The organism is Bacteroidota bacterium (assembly GCA_016722565.1).
Lineage (GTDB): Bacteria > Bacteroidota > Bacteroidia > 2-12-FULL-35-15 > 2-12-FULL-35-15 > 2-12-FULL-35-15.
The window spans coordinates 414,331-434,414 of record JADKIU010000001.1 but is presented as its reverse complement, the minus strand read 5'-3'; the positions used below and the strand labels follow the sequence as shown (position 1 = coordinate 434,414).

16 protein-coding genes and 1 tRNA gene are annotated in these 20,084 nt (G+C 37.7%); 6 read left to right on the top strand and 11 right to left on the bottom strand.

Going from position 1 to position 20,084, the window contains the following annotated elements; translation table 11 throughout:
• Positions 1-85 precede the first annotated feature (85 nt).
• The 3 genes from IPP64_01695 to IPP64_01685 all read left to right on the top strand — a co-directional run bounded on the left by IPP64_01695 (position 86) and on the right by IPP64_01685 (position 1,931).
• Positions 86-158 (top strand) — tRNA-Gln (locus IPP64_01695).
• Positions 159-235: 77 nt separating this feature from the next.
• Positions 236-1,354 carry a peptidylprolyl isomerase gene (locus tag IPP64_01690; GenBank protein MBL0328147.1) on the top strand — a complete coding sequence of 373 codons (1,119 nt, stop codon included), beginning with the start codon at positions 236-238 and terminating at the stop codon, positions 1,352-1,354.
• A 22-nt stretch (positions 1,355-1,376) separates the two neighbouring features.
• Positions 1,377-1,931: a hypothetical protein gene (locus tag IPP64_01685; GenBank protein ID MBL0328146.1), complete on the top strand. Its 555-nt coding sequence runs from the start codon at positions 1,377-1,379 to the stop codon at positions 1,929-1,931.
• 14 nt (positions 1,932-1,945) lie between these two features.
• Here the strand turns inward: IPP64_01685 and IPP64_01680 are convergent, their stop codons facing one another.
• The 3 genes from IPP64_01680 to IPP64_01670 all read right to left on the bottom strand — a co-directional run bounded on the left by IPP64_01680 (position 1,946) and on the right by IPP64_01670 (position 4,476).
• The gene (locus IPP64_01680; protein ID MBL0328145.1) at positions 1,946-2,641 is read right to left on the bottom strand and encodes a response regulator transcription factor; all 696 of its coding nucleotides are present in this window, start codon (positions 2,639-2,641) and stop codon (positions 1,946-1,948) included.
• Between the two features lie 225 nt (positions 2,642-2,866).
• Positions 2,867-3,967 (bottom strand): HAMP domain-containing histidine kinase, encoded by a 1,101-nt coding sequence (locus tag IPP64_01675; protein MBL0328144.1) that lies wholly within the window; start codon positions 3,965-3,967, stop codon positions 2,867-2,869.
• Positions 3,968-4,041: 74 nt separating this feature from the next.
• Complete coding sequence (locus IPP64_01670) at positions 4,042-4,476, bottom strand: hypothetical protein (GenBank protein MBL0328143.1); 435 nt, start codon at positions 4,474-4,476, stop codon at positions 4,042-4,044.
• 177 nt (positions 4,477-4,653) lie between these two features.
• Between IPP64_01670 and IPP64_01665 the strand changes: the two genes are divergently transcribed.
• Entirely contained in the window at positions 4,654-5,349 is a 696-nt protein-coding gene (locus IPP64_01665; GenBank protein MBL0328142.1) for a T9SS type A sorting domain-containing protein, read from the top strand.
• 186 nt (positions 5,350-5,535) lie between these two features.
• Positions 5,536-6,981: an aldehyde dehydrogenase gene (locus IPP64_01660; protein MBL0328141.1), complete on the top strand. Its 1,446-nt coding sequence runs from the start codon at positions 5,536-5,538 to the stop codon at positions 6,979-6,981.
• A gap of 1 nt (position 6,982) precedes the next feature.
• On the opposite strand, the gene IPP64_01655 is transcribed toward IPP64_01660, so the two are convergent.
• Both IPP64_01655 and IPP64_01650 read right to left on the bottom strand, forming a co-directional pair.
• Entirely contained in the window at positions 6,983-8,128 is a 1,146-nt protein-coding gene (locus IPP64_01655; protein ID MBL0328140.1) for a sterol desaturase family protein, read from the bottom strand.
• An 11-nt stretch (positions 8,129-8,139) separates the two neighbouring features.
• The gene (locus tag IPP64_01650; GenBank protein ID MBL0328139.1) at positions 8,140-11,547 is read right to left on the bottom strand and encodes a lamin tail domain-containing protein; all 3,408 of its coding nucleotides are present in this window, start codon (positions 11,545-11,547) and stop codon (positions 8,140-8,142) included.
• 264 nt (positions 11,548-11,811) lie between these two features.
• On the opposite strand from IPP64_01650, the gene IPP64_01645 reads away from it, so the two are divergent.
• Positions 11,812-12,798 (top strand): aspartate-semialdehyde dehydrogenase, encoded by a 987-nt coding sequence (locus tag IPP64_01645; protein ID MBL0328138.1) that lies wholly within the window; start codon positions 11,812-11,814, stop codon positions 12,796-12,798.
• Between the two features lie 150 nt (positions 12,799-12,948).
• On the opposite strand, the gene IPP64_01640 is transcribed toward IPP64_01645, so the two are convergent.
• The 6 genes from IPP64_01640 to IPP64_01615 form a co-directional block, all read right to left on the bottom strand.
• The gene (locus IPP64_01640; GenBank protein MBL0328137.1) at positions 12,949-13,614 is read right to left on the bottom strand and encodes a YdcF family protein; all 666 of its coding nucleotides are present in this window, start codon (positions 13,612-13,614) and stop codon (positions 12,949-12,951) included.
• A 14-nt stretch (positions 13,615-13,628) separates the two neighbouring features.
• On the bottom strand, positions 13,629-14,324 hold the full coding sequence (locus IPP64_01635; protein ID MBL0328136.1) for a lipoprotein signal peptidase: 696 nt from the start codon (positions 14,322-14,324) through the stop codon (positions 13,629-13,631).
• A 105-nt stretch (positions 14,325-14,429) separates the two neighbouring features.
• Positions 14,430-14,840 carry a TraR/DksA family transcriptional regulator gene (locus IPP64_01630; GenBank protein MBL0328135.1) on the bottom strand — a complete coding sequence of 137 codons (411 nt, stop codon included), beginning with the start codon at positions 14,838-14,840 and terminating at the stop codon, positions 14,430-14,432.
• A gap of 533 nt (positions 14,841-15,373) precedes the next feature.
• Complete coding sequence (locus tag IPP64_01625) at positions 15,374-18,811, bottom strand: isoleucine--tRNA ligase (protein MBL0328134.1); 3,438 nt, start codon at positions 18,809-18,811, stop codon at positions 15,374-15,376.
• 78 nt (positions 18,812-18,889) lie between these two features.
• Positions 18,890-19,552 (bottom strand): DUF2306 domain-containing protein, encoded by a 663-nt coding sequence (locus IPP64_01620; GenBank protein MBL0328133.1) that lies wholly within the window; start codon positions 19,550-19,552, stop codon positions 18,890-18,892.
• Positions 19,553-19,556: 4 nt separating this feature from the next.
• Positions 19,557-19,973, bottom strand: coding sequence for a RidA family protein (locus IPP64_01615; protein MBL0328132.1), 417 nt, complete (start codon positions 19,971-19,973; stop codon positions 19,557-19,559).
• Between the last annotated feature and the right edge of the window lie 111 nt (positions 19,974-20,084).

Below are 20,084 nucleotides of genomic sequence, written 5' to 3'. Positions count from 1 at the left end.
AATTCCAACAAAATCAAATAAAATTTTGAGGGTTAAATATATTTATTAATTTTGCAACCCTAATCGCAGAAACGCGGTTCAAGATTGTCCGATGGTGTAACTGGCAACACGTCTGGTTTTGGTCCAGAAGAGTCCAGGTTCGAGCCCTGGTCGGACAACACAACAAGCTCGAAACCCTTAACTAGAAATAGTTGAGGGTTTTTTATTTCTAAGCTTCTTTCCCTATATTTACTTCATGAAAAAACACTTACTTCTTTTCTCATTTGTATTTCTCCTTACCTCCGGGTTTTCACAAACGCGGGTATTCACGGGTAAGCCCATGTATGAAATCCTGACAAAGCGTGCCGGGATCTATTTAGGAACCACCACCATTGAGTTGTTCCCCAACATTGCTCCCTTGCATACTGCTAATTTTGATAGTTTGGTGAATACTTCTTTTTATGATAGCACCGCCTTTCACCGTGTGATTCCTGGTTTTATGATTCAAGGGGGTGACCCGAATTCCAGAAGCGGACCCATCTCTACGTGGGGATTGGGTGACCCCAGTCAACCTACCGTAAATGCTGAATTTACTGCTGCTCGCCATATTCGTGGACGGTTATCTGCTGCAAGAGATACATCAATCAACAGCGCCAACTCTCAATTTTTTATTTGTGTAGCAACGGCTGCATGGTTAAACGGACAATATTCAGTTTATGGAAGAGTCACCTCCGGAATGGACATTGTTGATACGATTGTGAATGCGCCAAGAGATGCGTCTGATAATCCTTTACAAAAAATCGAAATGTTCATTACCTATATCGGTTCGAATGATACAGTTCCCGTTGCACCTACCTTAAACCTGCCTGTAAATGGTTCGGTGGGCGCTTCAACAGCAAAACCATTAAATTGGATTGCACAGAGTGACGGCATTATTTACCATGTGGAAGTATCAACAGATTCAACATTTGCTACCACGTTTAAATCGGTGGATGTAGGAACAAATGCTTACACGGTAACAGGATTATCCTATGGCAACAAATATTTCTGGCGTGTACGCACCAACAATGGCGGACATTTTAGTCCGTACTCCGAAGTTCGTCACTTTTATGTTTCCGGTACAAGTATTGATGAGTCTGCAACCTTATCGGTAAATGTGTATCCGAATCCAAGCACCGGAAAATTTTTATTCTCAAACTTAGAAGATGAAAACACGATTGAGATATTGGACATTACCGGAAGAATCATTTATAAGACCGTTACAAAAAATGCATCAATTACAATTGATTTAACAAGCCAGGCCAAAGGAATTTATTTTTACAACATCCGAGTGAAAAACAAAAAAGCAAAACAAGGAAAAATTATTTTACAATAGTTTCTTTTAAATTATATCACACATGAAATACGAAGTATTCACGAATACCTTAAGTAAAACCTCAAAAATGAGTAAAAAAATCATCATCATCGCAATCGCATCGATCTTCAGTGTTACAGCTTCTGCACAATTAATGTCATTAGGGTTTGTAAAAAACTGTATGGGTTATAACCGCACCGCTTATGAAAATGAGTTGTTTAAAAAACATTATTTTAAGGTAGAGCATGCGGTAGAAAATCCACAAAATGCTTTGCTGAAAGGTGCGACATCCTATTCCAACGAAAAAACTCCTGCTGATGGTGAGATTAAAATATTATCGTTGATTACCGACAAACAACAAATCACAGAAATTTATTTTGTGAATGGTCCGAAGAATGATTTTTCAAAAAACTTTACGGATGTCTATAATCAAATGGTGTCCTTTTTTAACAATCAAACATCATTTAAGAGTACAAAATACAATGTAGATGTTACGAAGTTTACAAAGGACAAATCGAATTATTACGTGTATAAACTAAAAGAAATAATGGTGATTGTTATAGCGAATGTGAAGCTGGAAGACACCTATTTCAAATAGTTTTTTTGCTCCTGCTATTTTCCGGTCAACAATTTAAATCCTTTTCCGTGAACGTTGATTAACTCAACCGAAGCATCTTCTTTTAGATATTTTCTGAGTTTCGCAATGTAAACATCCATGCTTCGTCCGTTGAAATAATTATCATCGTTCCAGATGGATTTTAAGGCAAAATTTCTATCCAACACATCGTTGGCGTGCAAGCAAAGCAATTTTAAAAGTTCTGCTTCCTTTGTAGTTAGTTTATGTTGTACTCCTTTTAAATCCAATACTTGGTGTTTATAGTCGAATTTATATTTCCCAATTTTAAATTCTTCCTGATCTGAATTTTTAATTGTTTTATTGTCTGTTCTACGCAAAATGGCTTTGATGCGTAGCAACAATTCTTCCATGCTGAAAGGCTTGGTAATGTAGTCGTCCGCTCCAACCGAAAAGCCTTCAATGGCATCTTCTTTCATGGATTTGGCCGTTAAAAACACAATTGGAATATTGGGGTCAATGGCTCTGATTTCTTTCGCAAGTGTGATACCGTCTTTCACGGGCATCATCACATCCAGAATACAGATTCCGAATTTATCTTTTGAAAAAACATCATATCCTTGTTTTCCATCTGTTGCTAAAACAGTTGAAAAGCCTTTTGCTTCCAGATATTCTTTTAAAAGACTTCCTAAGTTCGGATCATCTTCCACCAATAATACTTTTGTTTTTTCCATGTTTCTAATATAGATTAAATTTTTAACTCTTCGTCTTTGAATGCATGTAAACTATCTGCCACAGATTCACAGATTTTTTACATGAATAATAAATAGAACAATTTTAACACTCAAAAAATCATTGCCTATGGCAATAAATCTGCCTTTAATTTTTTAATCTGTGAATCAGTGGCAGGTTTTCTAAGTCCCATTATTCCACAAATTATTCTCCATGTATGGAGAATATTAATTTTTTATTTCAAAAGGCAAATACAAGGTAAACATACTTCCTTTGCCCAATTCACTTTCTACTTTTATAGAGCCGCCATGTTTCTCAACAACAGCTTTTACGTAACTCAAGCCCAATCCGAAACCTTTCACATTGTGAATGTTTCCGGTAGGTTCACGATACATGGTATCAAAAATACGTTTTTGGTTGTCTTTGCTAATCCCAATTCCATTGTCTTGCACGGAAATAAAAATTCCTTCATCATCATTTTTAGTACTAACGATAATATCCGGATTGTCTTTCGAATATTTCAATGCATTGTCAATTAAATTAAACAGGATGTTCGTAATGTGCACCCTGTCGGCATTAATAACAGGCTTTGTTGCATTTAATTGCGAAGTAATTTGTCCTTCTTTATTTTCAACTTGTAATTTAATGTTTGTGAATGTTTGCTCAATTAAATTGTGAATGTCGATGCTTTGCACTTTTAATTTAAACTCCCCTTTATCCAAAATAGCTGTTTGCAGGATGTTCTCCACCAATAGACTCAAACGTTTGTTTTCATCGCCAATCATTTTCACATAGTTGCTCACACGCTCCTGCGATTTCTCAACGGATTTATCATTCAACACTTCTACCGCCAAGGAGATGGTGGATATCGGTGTTTTGAACTCGTGCGTCATGTTACTGATAAAATCATTTTTAATCTCCGATAGTTTCTTTTGTTTGAAAATGGTAGAGATGGTATAGTAAAACGAAAAAATCAAAGCTAACATAAACGCTAATGAAACCAAGAGCAATCCCCACATAGAACTTACCAGATAGCGGTGCTGATTTGGAAAATAAACAGAAAGAAACTTTGGTTTAATAAAAATATTATCGGGTGAAAGGTTTACCTTAAAAGGTGATTCATAAATTTTTTTTCCTCTTTCCGAAATGGCAACTGAATCGGCTGGTATGTTTTTAGAGGAGGTGACAGCAAAATCATACTTTGCAGAAACGCCTTTTTGAAGCAACTCAAATTTTAAAATAGAATCTAATAATACAGTATCGACCTTCTGGCTAAATCCATTATAAACATTCACGCTTACCAACTCATCAAAAATGTCGTTTACCATTTCGTTCTTGTGAGAAATCCAATTTTGGTTGGATTCAGAAGCAAACTGCTGAAAGAAAGAAGGACCATCTTCTTCTACACGTTGGTGAAAATTACCGGAAGCGGTATCGCTGGTGTATTCTTTTGGCGCATCTTTTTTATGACTACGCCATTGGAGTCGGTTGAATATTCTTCAATAATTTTTACGTTGACATTGTTGTTTTGGATGACGCAATTTTTATTGTCGATCATTGAATCACACACCAATTCTTTGTTTTTATGAAGAGGGCCACCAATGCTGGCGGTAATGATTCCTTGCTTCCTGAAGTTAAATTTTTGTGTGATTTTAGCAGCAGCCGAATGTTTCTCCAAACGCAACACAACATTGTTCAATGCTTCATTTACACTTTGTTCGAAACGTTCTTCACCAAGTGTAATTGCATTGTTTACCCAATAGATTTGTATCGCTATCAGTCCAAGCAATGCCAAGCTTGCCATGATGGTAATAATGCGTATGTTCCCTTTGTTCATCATTAATATTCCCCAAAAATAAGGGTTTAGCAAGTGTAGAAACCCGACTTAACATAATTTAACAGGGTTTAACAAGGCTTTAACACCGGTAGGTTTGAATGTAGTCTATGTTTGCCTCAGAAATTTCTAGCTACAAAAAACAAACGCATTCATACTCATTTTAAAAAACTAAAAACCATGAACAGAAATTACACCACAGCATTTATGAGCTTCGTGCTTGTGACAACAATGGCAAGCGTATCGTATGCGCAAAGCCCAAAAGTAAAAACCATTACCATTGTCAATGGGGATACCACCATCACCGAAAGTAATTTGGATGAAAAAGAAATGGCTAAAATGGAGAAAGAGATGGAAATAATCATCAATGAGGAGGGAGACAAAAAAGGAACAAAAAAAATTGTGAAGAAAATTGTGATTAACGATGAAAAGCATGATGGCGAAGCAATGGCTTATGCCTATACGATTGATGACGATGGCGGAGATCTAGAAATAATTACAGATGAAAATGGCAAAGAAATGAAGGTAATTGTTAAGTCTACGCTTCCGGAAGGTGGCACTGGAGATGCTAAATCAGGGAATGAGAAAAAGATTGTAAAGAAAGAAATTCGTACAGAAGGAGCATCAAAAGAAAAAAGCAATTTAAATGTGAGTATCAGCATTAAAAACACAACTGCTAAGGTGGAAATTGAAACCAATAGCAAGGAACCCATGAACGTAAGTGTATTGGATGAAAATGGCAAACAAGTGTTTTACGATACACAAAAAGTGGGTGGAAAATATAGTAAAGAGATTCCTTTAGGAAAAAAGGGTACCTACTTTTTAAACTTTATCCAAAACAAAGCGTCTACTACAGAGAAAATCATTGTTGAGTAAATCTATCTACCATCCATGAAAAGATTTCGTGCAAATTAGCAATGATGAAAAAGGCTCCGAAAGGGGTCTTTTTTATTTTATTTTCATTAAATTTGAAGAAATAAAATTCACCACTAAGGCGCTAAGAACACTAAGAAGCACTAAGCCTTAGTGAAGCTATGTGAACTTAGTGTCTTAGTGGTAATTATGCTAAAAATAAAAAACTACATCAACGGTGAACTCATCGAGCCAACAGGCAAACAGTACATCGACAATTATAACCCAGCTACCGGGAAAGTATATTCTCTTATTCCGGATTCAGACGAAAAAGACGTTGAATTAGCTGTAACTGCTGCACAGAATGCATTTCCAGCTTGGAGTACAACACCCAAAGATGAGCGTTCCCGCATCATGTTAGCAGTTTCTGCTTTGATTGAAAAAAATCTGGACCGCTTGGCTGTTGCTGAATCGGTGGATAATGGAAAACCTGTTTCCTTGGCGAAGATGGTGGATATTCCACGTGCTGCCGCCAACTTTCATTTTTATGCAACAGGTATTTTACATTATGCTTCTGAAAGTCATTCGATGGAAGACACTGCCATTAACTATACTGTGCGCAATGCAGTAGGTGTTGCCGGTTGTATTTCTCCTTGGAATTTACCATTGTACCTATTCACCTGGAAAATCGCTCCTGCTATTGCTGCTGGAAATTGTGTGGTGGCAAAACCTTCGGAAGTAACACCGATGACGGCCTATTTACTTTCTGAATTGTGCATTGAAGCCGGCTTACCAAAAGGTGTTTTAAATATCGTTCATGGATACGGACATAAAGTAGGATCCGCAATCACAGCTCATCCAAAAATTCCATTGATTTCGTTTACCGGTGGAACAAAAACAGGTGCTGAAATTGCGAAAGTGGCTGCACCGATGTTTAAGAAATTGTCGTTAGAACTTGGCGGGAAAAACCCGAACATCATTTTTGCAGATTGTGATTTTGAAAAAATGATGAAAACCACTTTGCAATCGTCCTTCGCAAATCAAGGACAAATTTGTCTTTGCGGCTCCCGCATTATGGTGGAACGTCCACTATACGAAAAATTCAAAACCGAATTTGTTGCTCGTGTACAAAAAATGAAAGTTGGAAATCCAGCTGCCGATGATACACGAATTGGTGCGGTGGTTTCAAAACCGCACATGGAAAAAGTATTGTCGTATGTTGAATTGGCAAAACAAGAAGGCGGAAAAGTATTGTGCGGTGGAACACAGGTGAAATTAGAAGGGGAATTTGCCGAAGGTTATTACATTGCTCCAACAGTGATTGAAGGATTAACCTACAATTGCAGAACAAACATGGAAGAGATCTTCGGACCCGTTGTAACCATCATACCGTTTGATACAGAAGAAGAAGTATTGCTGTTTGCGAATGCAACACAATATGGTTTAGCATCGACTGTATGGACAGAAAATTTAACCCGTGCACACCGCGTTGCGAATAATATTCATGCAGGAATTGTATGGATTAACTGTTGGTTGTTGCGCGACTTAAGAACTCCATTTGGAGGCGTAAAAAGCTCCGGTGTGGGACGTGAAGGTGGTTTTGAAGCACTTCATTTCTTTACGGAGCCGAAGAATGTTTGTATAAAGTTGAGGTAGGTTACCTACTCGTACGATCTGTCATATTTAAATCGTTATCAAATGGACTCTTTGTAAATGGATGTACCAATTGTTTAACATATCCTTTGGGATAATTTCCTTCGTGCACTCCGGTTCCTTCCGGCCAAGTAGTCCCGGGCAAATAATAGGTGCCAAATATCTTATCAATAAAAGGGAATATTGTTGCAAAATTCTTACCATAGTATTTCGGATCTTCACAATGATGCCAATGATGATATTGAGGAGTTGCAAAAATATATTTCAAAAAACCAAAATTTATTCTGGTATTTGAATGTATCAACACCGCATGAATGGCCATAAATATAATGTATGTATTAAATGTAAGTGAGGAAAATCCGAATACATACAACGGAATAAATGTGAATGAACGCACCACAAAAATATCTACAAAATGCGTTCGGCTACCTGCTAACCAATCCATGTTTTTTGTTGAATGATGGATAGAATGAAAGCGCCACAAATAGGCTCTGGAATGAAAAAAACGATGCGCCCAGTATTGGAATAAATCCGTAATAAAAAATGCTAAAAACAATTCTACTACAAAGGGCAGACTATTCACCCATGCATGAATTCCGGAAAGACCAATCCAACCAAAAAACAATGCAGCGGGCTTTTGAGTAAACACTCCGAAAAATTGAATGAACAAATGGCTGATGACAAAATACACCAAATCCGTTCGCCACTCTTCATGAAATCGGGACTGTTCTTTGTTCTTAGGCCAAACCATTTCAATTGGAATAAATATCAATGCCATCAATAATAAATCCAATAGCATCCAATCCAATCCCAAATGCCATGTTGTTTTTCCAACAGCTCTACCTTCGACACTAAAGCCACCAATTAAAATCGTAAGCACCGAAATCAGAATTCCGATTAAGGCCCATGATTTCTTTTTACTCAACATAAAACTAACGACTGCAAAAAAGAAAGAGGCAATTATTACTGTTGTGAGCAATAGTTTCATTGATTCACCAGTGTACACTTCTCTAAACTGAGGAGAAGTAAAAATTTCTGGAAACTTAAAACAGAAAACGGCAAGAAAAGAAAGTGATGCTAAGAAAATAGATGCATAGCCACTAATCTTTCCTTCACCTATTGCAAAAGAGCTTGTTGTTTTATTCGTCATAAATGGATCTTTTAGAGCTTCCCTGCTAACACGCAAGTCTTTTTGTAATGTTTTACGGTGCCTGTTAAATCAAACACTTCGAAGTAGAAAATATAAATTCCGATTCTTGCTTTTTCGCGGTCGTCATTAATTCCATCCCAAGAGAACGTTCCTTTTACGCCTAACAATTCACTTTGAATCAGGTGTTTTACAATTCTACCTTTGCTATCGTAAACCGTTACGTTTGCAGTAAATCCGGGTGTATCAAAATGGTAATTGATATTTACTACATCTGCTACTCCATCTTCATCCGGTGAAAACACTTCGGGTGTAATTTCAATGGCACTTTCAGTTTCTCCGGCATCGGAATACTGAGAATTTTTATACGCAGGTGTTGCAAAACCAACTGCTTCGGCTGCTGAATGCCAATTGGTGCGGTCTTGTGTCAAACGTTCAAAATCAATTCGCTCCAAGGAAATGCCTTCTGTTTCATTCAACAAACCAAAGTGCATGTTGTCGTAATATTTAAAATTGTCGATGATCTCTGTAGCCGTTGATAAACAAACCGTTCCCCCATCATCATTCATCGTAGGAAGATTAGCCATGTCTAAAAACCCTTCCGGATTGGTGGTGGTGAACTGTGATTGAACGATTGCACCGTCCTCACTCAACAAAATATATTCTTGCGGAAAAATCAAATAACCATCTGTTGAAATTGTTTCCGGAGCAAGAATCGTATTTGTAATCGTATCAAATTCGGAAATAGAAATTGTTTTTAAATCAATTACTTTGTTGGAACGATTATAAATTTCTACAAAATCAACACCGGGTGTTTTGGGATTAAACAAAATCTCATTGATTACAATATCTTTTGCAGCAGCAGGTTCCGGGATAGCAAAACGCGCTGAATTATCAGTTCCCAGTGGATTTCCAACACAATCGGTAATGACATTGTTAACTGTAATCGTATAAATTGTTCCCAATGATAACGTTGTTCCCAATGTTAAACGCACACTTTTATAATCTGGTGCAATCACGTGAACGAGTGTTGGGTTTCCTACGCTGTTATCAATTGTATAAATTGCAGGATTCATCATGGATGCACTATCCAAGGGTTCGTTAAAATACAATTGAATGGTGTCTGTTGCAATAACACTTACACGCACAACTTGAGGTGGTGTATTATCAGGATTACTTGCATCAATAGAGTTCTGCACTCCGGGTGTTCCACCATTTGAATTGTTGGAGGCGCGCCAATTATTCATTCCGGCACAAGGATTTGAAGGATCTATTTGTTCCAAACTATAACCACCTTCTTTTTTAACAACATCCTGATACCAAGCATCGGAATAAGAAACGGTTGAAATCACCATTCCTTGTGGCGATTGCAAAGTGAGAATTTGTCCGGTATTTGTTAACGAAGGAAAACTAACCAAGGCCTCTGCATTGATTCCCACAGGCATTCCCGCTAATCCAGTAACGGATGTTATCACAATAAAACTATCAGCAGGCACAATGATACTCGGTAAAATTTTTGTGTTGGTGCCGGCAGAAAATTTCCAATTATTAAGGTTAATCGGGAATGCTGTAGTATTGTAGAACTCAACATATTCGTTATTTGGCAATATCGTAACAACAGGATCCGGATCTGCCATAATCTCATTGATTACAATATCAAAGGGCTGGACGATGTGGTAAGAGAAATTGGCGATACCCGGACTAAGCATGTTTCCGGAGCAATCACTCAGGCTGGTGGTTGACAAGATGTAAGAAGAATCCGACATCAACGATGTTGCTAAAACAAAATCCACACAATTTAAACCACTGTTTGCAAGTGCAGAAACCGGATTCCCGATTCCATTGTTTATGCTGTAATTCGCGAGAACAGCAATTTGAGAACCATCCAAGGCTTCAGAAAAACAAACGGTAATGTGAGTTGAATCAACAACAGTAATACTTGCAATGCTTGGCAAGGTAACATCGGCAACCGTTGAGTAAACGCTGTTTTGAATTCCGGGCGTTCCACCTGCTGCATTGCTAGAAGCAATCCAGTTGTTTGCAATTGGACAACCAGTAGGTGCATTCGGATTGATTAACTCCAATGTCCAACCGCCATCATCTTTAATTGCATCTTGGTACCAAGTATCCGAATAATTAACAGAATCAATGGGCACTAACAAATCCGTCAATAAATGCAAATTATCTCCAGTATTGTTCAGTGAAGGAAAGGTTGTTAAACCAAGTGTATTTCCAAAAGGGGAAAAGAGAGAAGTATCCGCCATCGGACAAAGAATCACATATTGATTCGGTGCTAAAATAAAACTTCCTAACGTTCCTGTAGAAGTTCCATCGGTAAACTTCCATCCATTCAAATCAAAGGTATTCGTGCTGTTATTGTATAACTCAATAAATTCTATTGCCGGCAAACCAACAACAGGTGAAGGATCCGCATAAATTTCGTTGATGATAACATTTCTGTAAGCAGCAACAACAGGAGCGATATAAGTAAAGCCTGTAGTTGCGGTTGTAATGGCATTCGCACTTAAATCTTGAACATTAATTACAGTTAAGGTATTTAACAATGCGTTGGTGAATACTGTTGCAAAGGTTAAATGCACCAAACTTAAATTGGTAGCATCACGTGTTGCAACCGATGGATTTCCTAATCCATTATCCGCTGAATAATTTGTAAGTGTTTGAGACGTTGTCAAATCAACATTTTCATCAAACAATACATCTACTTGGGTGCTGGAAATAACCGTGGATGAAACAATGGTTGGAGCGGTTACATCTAAAATAATCGGACCGACATATATATCATCGTAAAAATGCTTGAGATGAAATGTTGCGGTAGATTGCTGGATAAAAATTCCGAAATAAGCAGAAGTCGTGATGGCTGCATCGATAACACTGCCTTCAGTAAAATAACTGGAACCGGTTCCGGTTAAATCGCGTTGCAAGGTCCAAAGGTTGGTGGCATCTCGTGTTACTTTTAGTTTGATTAGATTGTTTGATAAATTGGTTTGTCCATCAAGTCCATCAATAATTTTTAAATTGGTTCCGGAGGTACGTTTGTAAAGACTAATCTCATCGGTGGTATTTCCAATTCTTACAAAATAGCCACTGTTGGTAGTACTTTCTAAATTTGCCGAATCCGACATTAAATAGATATCGGTATAATTTGCGGAGGAAGTAGGAAATTGAAGATTGATATACAGTTCCCATTGCGCATTGGTAGCCGTTGTTGAAGGCGTACTCAAATGAAAACCATAAGATGCTGTTGAGGAATTGGAACGTAATTGTCCGCCTACCACCGTAAAATCGGCTACATCACCACTCCAAACGGGAGCAGCAGTAAAGTCACCATCAGTGAAATTGTCAGTAACCTGAGCGCTACCAAAAGAAGTAAGTAGCAAAAAGAAGAAAACAATCGAGCGCATTCCTATCATAATTATCAAGTAAATATAGGAAAAAGGGGGGAGAGCAAAATTAAGAAATGATTAAATAATTAATCAAAAGTTTTTGCCAATTAAAAAAAACAAATTAGCTTTGTTGCGTTCAATGAAAATGACATTAAAAAATAAAAAGCACGGTAAGAAACGTTTCCACAGCGGGAAGGTAAACTAGTGTTTTGTATATAAACGTATAATCACAGAAACCTTTCCAAGTTGGAAAGGTTTTTTTATTTTAAAAATAAATAACATATGAAAGTAGCAGTAGTAGGCGCAACCGGCTTAGTCGGCACCAAAATGATTCAAGTATTGGAAGAACGTAATTTTCCGGTAACAGAACTAATCCCTGTAGCATCCGAGCGTTCGGTTGGTAAGGAAGTTTCGTATAAAGGAAAAAAGTTTAAGGTGGTCGGAATGCAAACCGCTATTGATATGAAACCAAACGTTGCTTTATTTTCAGCAGGTGGAGGCACTTCGTTGGAGTGGGCTCCAAAATTTGCTGCTGCTGGTATTACCGTGATCGATAACTCATCTGCATGGCGCATGGATGCAACAAAAAAATTAGTGGTTCCGGAAATTAATGCAGAAGAATTAACTGCAACGGATAAAATTATTGCGAATCCAAACTGTTCTACTATTCAGATGGTGGTGGCTTTAAATCCATTGCATAAAAAATACAACATTCAACGGATTGTTGTTTCTACGTATCAATCGGTTACTGGAACGGGTGTTAAAGCGGTTGATCAGCTAATGAACGAACGCAAAGGAATAAAAGGAGAAATGGCTTATGCGTATCCAATCGATTTAAATGTAATTCCACAAATTGATGTATTTACCGATAATGGTTATACCAAGGAAGAAATGAAAATGGTGAATGAAACCAAAAAAATTATGGATAACAACATTCGTGTAACGGCAACAACAGTGCGTATTCCGGTGATGGGTGGACATAGTGAAAGTGTGAACATTGAATTTACGAATGAGTTTGACATGAATGAAGTTCGTACGATTTTACAAAATGCACCGGGAGTAATTTTGGTAGATGATGTGAAAAATTTAAAATACCCAATGCCGATGGATGCGCATGATAAAGATGAAGTATTTGTTGGTCGTTTGCGCAGAGATGAAACACAACCAAAAACATTAAACATGTGGATTGTTTCGGATAACCTACGCAAAGGCGCTGCTACGAATGCGATTCAGATTGCTGAGTATTTGGTAAGTAAAAAATTAGTTTAGGACCTCATTGCGAGGAACGAAGCAATCTCTCACGAGGAGGAGTCGAGTTCCCAATTGGCAAAGATTGCTTCGTTCCTCGCAATGACGATTCTTTCATGATGAAGGTTCTTTGCAATGACGTTTCTTTCAATCAAAATTGCAATCAAGCAACTACTCTTTCCCAACAGGAATCCTCCCACCTTTCGAATAAAATTCTCGTTCCTCCGGTGTTTCTCTTACTTCAATCGAAACAAAATTCAGTTGATATGCTTTTGAACTTTCAATTTCAAAATCTTTCATTTCAATTTTTGAAAGCAAGGGAATGGCAATGGGGACAAGACTAATATCCAAATTGAATTTATCGACATAAGGCGATATCATGTTAGATTGAAACGGATCTGTTGCCATTGCTACTGTTTTAAAACCCTTTTCTTTTGCCAATTGATAACCGTAATATAAATTTTCGGTGGTATGTTCTGCTTTGGTTTCCAAAAAGATATGCTCCCTGGGAACGCCCATCTTTTCAGCATACAGCGCCATAATGGCTGCTTCGGTGTAAGGCGAATAAACGGCACTTCCACTGTAAATAATGTTTTTTGCGAATCCGCTTTTATAGAGGTAAACCGACCAATACAGACGCCATTTCATCACCATGTTCCATTTAAGTCCGTTATACTGAACACCGGGAACAATAATCACATCAACAGGTTGAGCGATTACTTCTTTTAGTAAAAAGCTTGGCAATAAAAAGGTGTTGTAATAAAAATGGAGGGATGTAAATAACAATCCTGCAAGCGTAAGAAGAATGAAGTATCGTTTTATTTTTGAAAAATTCATTCCATCAAAACGAATTATTGACCTACTTCTTCAATGGTAGGATCTGTTGCTGTTGGTGCAGCAACATTCTCTGTCACATTGAGCGGAGTCGAAGTGTCTGCAACTTTCTTTTTCCCGAAGAATCGTTTTTGATAAAGAATAATCATTCCTACACCAACGCTGATGGAGAAATCGGCAAAGTTGAAAACGGGACGAAAGAACTCAAATTCTTCGGTTGCCCAGATCGGGAACCAAGAAGGGAAATGACCTTGAATCACCGGAAAATAAAACATATCCACTACTTTCCCGTGCAAGAAGGATGCATAACCACCTTCTTCAGGGAGGAAACGTGCTACTTCATAATTGCTATCACTGAACAGCATTCCATAAAAAGCACTGTCGAGAATATTCCCAATTGCTCCGGCAAAAATCAGAGCGATACTTACAATGTATCGTTTATCTTCTTTCGCTTTTGCCAATGTCCACAAGTAATAGCCAATACCACCCACGGCAATGATTCTGAAAACACTTAAGAACAGCTTTCCAAATTCACCACCAAATTCCATCCCATATGCCATTCCATTGTTTTCAGTAAAATGAATGATTGCCCAATCGCCAGCCATGCGCACTTCTTCTCCGAGGAAAAAATGTGTTTTCACATAAATCTTGATTAGCTGATCAATCAATAAAACAATAAAGACAATTAATAATGGTTTTCTCACAAAAATGATTTTAATGAATTCCTTCAGGACAAAAGTAAAAAATACTTGGCTTAAAACTGCGAAAAAAAAGCTGTTCCAGTAAGAACAGCTTTTTATGAAAACAGGGTAATCGTATTAAGAATTTTGCTCTAGTTTTGCTTCAATCGCTAATGTAGCGTGAGGAACGCTTCTCAAACGTTCTTTAGAAATCAATTTACCGGTCGCTCTGCAAATTCCGTATGTTTTGTTTTCGATACGAATTAATGCATTTTGAAGGTTTTGAATAAATTTCTCTTGACGGCTTGCTAAGTGCGCTGTTTCTTCTTTCGACAATACATCAGAACCATCTTCTAACAATTTGAAGGTAGGAGAAGTATCATCTGTGCCATGATCATCTTTATGAGACAATGTGCTCTTTAACAATTCGTAATCTTTTTGTGCTTCAGTCAATTTTTTAAGAATCAATTCTTTGAATTCTTTTAATTCATTGTCAGAATAACGTGTACGTGTATCTGTATTGATATGTGGTTTAGGCGCAGGACCCATTGGTTTACGGATAGAAGGTGTTTTGTATTCTACCACCATTGGTGCTTCGTCTGAACTATAATCATCATCTGTTACAAATTCACGGCTTTTTTTCTTAGCAACCGGTTCTGCTTTTTTAACAACAGGAGCAGGTTTTGCAACAACAACAGGTTTAGCTGGAGCTACTACTTTTTTAACTTCTACTTTTTTAGCAACCGGTTTTGCAACTGGTTTCACAGCTTTTTTAGGAGCAACTTTTTTAGCTACTACTTTTTTCACTGCTTTTTTAGGTGCTGCTTTCGCTACTTTTTTTGCTACTTTTTTAGGAGCAACTTTCTTCGCTACTTTTTTTGCTACCACTTTTTTAGCAGCTTTTTTAGGAGCCACTTTTTTTACCACCTTTTTAGCTACAGCTTTTTTGGTTTGCTTGCTTTCTTAGGTGCAGCTTTTTTTGCAGGTTTCTTAGGTGCTTTCTTTGCAGCTTTTTTTGCAGGTTTAGCAGCTTTCTTAGCCGGTTTACCTTTTTGCGTTTTTTTAGCCATTTGTTGTTATTATTAGTTTAGTAGTTTAGTTATTGTAATCATGGTCTTAATCTCCTCATCCAGTTCAACTTCTGAGCCTTTTGTAGCCTCCACAGTATCAACAAGTTCGAGCGATGATGCCAAAATTTCCGCGCAAATATAGTCCAAATTATTATTGATGGCTGAATTTATCGCAGAATTTCTCTGAATTTTCACGTCAATGCGGTCTGTAACCTCCAGATTACTATCCTTTCTCAAGTTCTGAATTCGATTCACCAACTCTCTTGCAAGTCCCTCCTCACGCAACCCTTCCGAAATTGTAACATCCAGAGCCACAGTCAATTGACCCGAATTGGCAACCTTCCATCCCGGAATGTCCACCGGGATGATTTCCACATCTTCGGTCTCCAAAACAATCGTTTCCCCTTCAAATTTCATCTCAAATTTGCCGGTTTTTTCGATTCCCGAGATAATTGCCGGTCCGTTTTCATTCGCAAAGGTTTGTACCGACTTCATATGCTTCCCGCATTTTTTACCCAAGGTTTTGAAATTCAATTTCAGATTTTTCACGATTTGTGTTTGCGACTCATCTACCAAATCCAAACTCTTCACATTCACTTCCGACAAAATCAAATCTTTTACCGCTTCAATTTTTGCTTTGTAGGAATCATCCAAAACAGGAATCTGAATTTTATTCAATGGTTGACGCACGCGAATATTTTCTTTTTTACGAATCGATAAAACCATTGAAGAAATCTTTTGCGCCAATTCCATACGCTCTTCCAAATCTTTATCAATTAAGAATGTATCTGAAACAGGGAAATCACTCAAGTGAATGGATTGAGATTTATCACGACCGGTAATTGAGTTTAAATCTGTAAACAAACGATCCATGAAAAATGGTGCAATCGGAGCGGAAAGTTGCGCGATTACTTCCAAACAACGATATAATGTTTGATACGCAGCAATTTTATCTTGCGTATAATCACCTTTCCAGAAACGTCTTCTGCACAAACGCACGTACCAGTTACTCAAATGTTCATCCACAAAACTTTCGATTAAACGACCTGCACGGTGCGGCTCGTAATCGGCATAGGCTTCGTCAACTTTTTTAATCAATGTATTTAATTCAGAAATAATCCAACGATCAATTTCCGCACGTTCCAACATTGGGATTTCACCTTCTTTGTAATTGAAGCCATCCACGTTTGCATACAATGCGAAGAATGAATACGTGTTGTGAAGTGTTCCGAAAAATTTACGTTGTACTTCTGCAATACCTTCAATATCAAATTTCAAATTATCCCAAGGAGCCGCATTGGTAATCATATACCAGCGGGTAGCATCCGGACCGTATTTCTCAATGGTTTCGAATGGATCAACAGCATTGCCCAAACGTTTACTCATTTTTTGTCCGTTTTTATCCAACACCAATCCGTTAGAAACAACATTTTTGAAAGCAACCGAATCAAAACACATGGTAGCGATGGCATGCAAAGTAAAGAACCAGCCACGTGTTTGATCTACACCTTCCGCAATAAAATCAGCAGGATAATATTTTTTCTGATCAATTAATTCTTTGTTTTCAAACGGATAATGCAATTGCGCATAAGGCATTGCACCGGAATCAAACCAAACATCAATTAAATCCGGTTCACGGAAAAGCTTTTTGCCATTGCGTTCCAACACGATGTTATCAGCATACGGTTTATGCAAATCAAATGTATTGTAATTTGTTTCCGACATATCACCTGCGTTAAATTTCGCAAGTGGATTTTCTGTCATTGCTTTTTTCGCAATAGCATTTTCAATTTCTTTTTTCAACTCCTCTACTGAACCAATCACAATTTGCTCGGATTTATCTTCACTTGTCCAGATTGGAATTGGAATTCCCCAAAAGCGTGAACGAGATAAATTCCAGTCGTTCAAATTTTCCAACCAGTTCCCAAAACGTCCAGTACCGGTTGATTCCGGCTTCCAGTTGATTGTTTTGTTCAAAGCAATCATTCTGTCTTTGTAATCAGTCGTTTTGATAAACCATGAATCCAATGGATAATACAAAACAGGTTTATCGGTTCTCCAGCAATGCGGATAACTGTGTTCGTAGGTTTCTTTTTTGAAAAGTTTTCCTTCTTCCTGTAATTTTAAAACGATGCGTTCATCCACACTTAGATAGGCTTTCAGCTCTTTTATTTTTCCGGCAGCTTCTAAAATGGATTTTTGATTTTTGAATTCCGCTTCTTTTTCTGCATCGGTTAAATACGCTTCTTTCACATATTCTTCGCCATACAAAAATGTTCCGTCTTTTACTTCAGGTAAAAATTTACCACGTTTGTCAACCAATGTTAACGACCCAATTCCGTTTTGTTTCGCCACTCTAAAATCGTCTGCACCAAAACTTGGAGCAATGTGTACGATACCTGTTCCATCTTCTGTAGTAACGAAATCACCGATGATTACTTTAAATGCATCACCATCTGTTGGTTGTGCAAATGGTAAAAGTTGTTCGTAAGAAATTCCTGCTAAGTCAGAGCCTTTGAATTCAGAAACAATTTGAAAAGGAATAGCTTTATCTCCAGGTTTATAATCTTCGAATTTTAATTCTTTATTTTTTTCAGGAAAATGTTTTCCCACTAATTCTTTAGCAAGAATCACATTTGTAAGTGTATGAGAAAAAGGATTAAATGTTTTCACCAAAACATAATCAATATTCTTTCCAACCGCCAATGCAGTATTAGAAGGCAATGTCCAAGGGGTAGTGGTCCAAGCTAAAAAGTAAACATCACCCTCCAACTTTAAACTTTCCAACTTTGGACTTTGAACTGCTTTAAACATCGCAACAGCCGTTCTATCCTTCACATCTCTATAACATCCCGGTTGGTTCAATTCGTGCGATGAAAGTCCTGTTCCAGCAGCAGGAGAATACGGTTGAATCGTAAATCCTTTGTAGATGGCACCTTTCGAGTATAAATTACTCAACAACCACCAAACGCTTTCAATGTATTTGTTATCGTAGGTGATGTATGGATGTTCCATATCCACCCAATAGCCCATTTTTGCAGTTACATCCGCCCATACATCGGTGTATTTCATCACATCTTTGCGGCAGGCAATGTTGTACTCTTCAACAGTAATTTTTTTACCAATGTCTTCTTTTGTGATTCCTAAGGTCTTTTCAACACTTAATTCTATTGGTAATCCATGCGTATCCCAACCGGCTTTACGTTTTACCTGAAAGCCTTTTTGTGTTTTGTAGCGACAAAAAATATCCTTAATTGAACGAGCCATTACGTGGTGGATACCTGGTAATCCGTTGGCGCTAGGCGGTCCTTCATAAAAAACAAAAGGAGTTTTTCCTTCACGCGAAGTGATGGATTTTTCGAAGGTATTATTTTCGTCCCAGGTCTTTTGAACATCCTTCGCTGTTTGCGAAAGGTTGAGGCCGGTATAGGTTTTATAATTTTTGCTCATAATTGAATGATCCAATTCGTGTTTAAAAAAGGATTGCAAAGGTAGTAAAATATCTATAAAAACCTATTGCTTAAAGGCTTACGCTTTATCGGAATACTGCTTTTTGTACTTTTTGATAACACGTGTGATGATTACCACACCAACAGCAGTGGGCAGAAGCCACAATACAACACCTGGAATAAAAGGAAACAAACGATAATTATTCACCAAGAAAGCCGTTGTGGTAGCGATGTAGGCGCCTCCCATTTGCCCAATGTGTTTATAATACCAAAACATTTTATCAGTAGGCGGTTTGGAAAACTTTCGCCATTCTTGCCACACACCCAACGCATAAAACACTCCAAAAACCAATAAAACAATTCCGGCTGTATTATTTTTGCTTGCATTAACTATTCCTAAATAAAGCATACAGATTGCTGCAATTCCACCTACAATGATACCAACATAATCAAGGGCTGCAGCCTTTTGTCCTTGATTTAATTTTTTAAGATATAAGATACGGTATCCGCTAAAAGCTGCTTGAAAACTAAAGAAAGCAATCAATACAAAGAAGATCATTTCTTTGTAAAGCGACATATAAATGCTGGAAACAAAAATGATGGCCATGCTCCAGAAATAGAGCTTGCCATTCAAACGATGTGCTTTACCGCCTTTGCGAGTAAGCATCGCAATGAGTCCGGTGATTAAAGCAGTTGCTCCTGCTAAAATGTGAATGATTTTAATGATTTGATAAAGCCCCATCAGATTAAACGGTCGCAATCACTTTTAATTCAATCGCAATAGGTGTTGGCAAACAATTGATTTCAATGGTTGTTCGGCAAGGTTGATTGTCTTTAAACCACTCTGCATACACTTTGTTATAAGTGGCGAAATCATCTTTCATATTTGTCAAGAATACTTGTACATCAACAATATTATCCCAGCTGCTGCCGGCCTCTTCCAAAATCCATTTGATGTTTTGAAAAACAGATTTGCATTGCGTTTCAATATCATAAGAAACGATGTTTCCTTTATCGTCTAATTCCACTCCGGGAATTTTTTTGGTACCACGTTCACGCGGACCAACTCCTGAAAGGAATAATAAATTTCCAACTTTTCTTGCGTGTGGATAAGCGCCTACGGGCTCAGGTGCTTTGCTTGAATTGATTCTGTCTTCTGCCATTTTTGCTTTTTGTAAAAAGGATTTCCCGTCAGAACGTTTCCGATCAGGAACGGGCTCGCAAATATAATGGTATCAAGGGAGAAAAGCAAAAGGCGGAATACTGTGTTAACA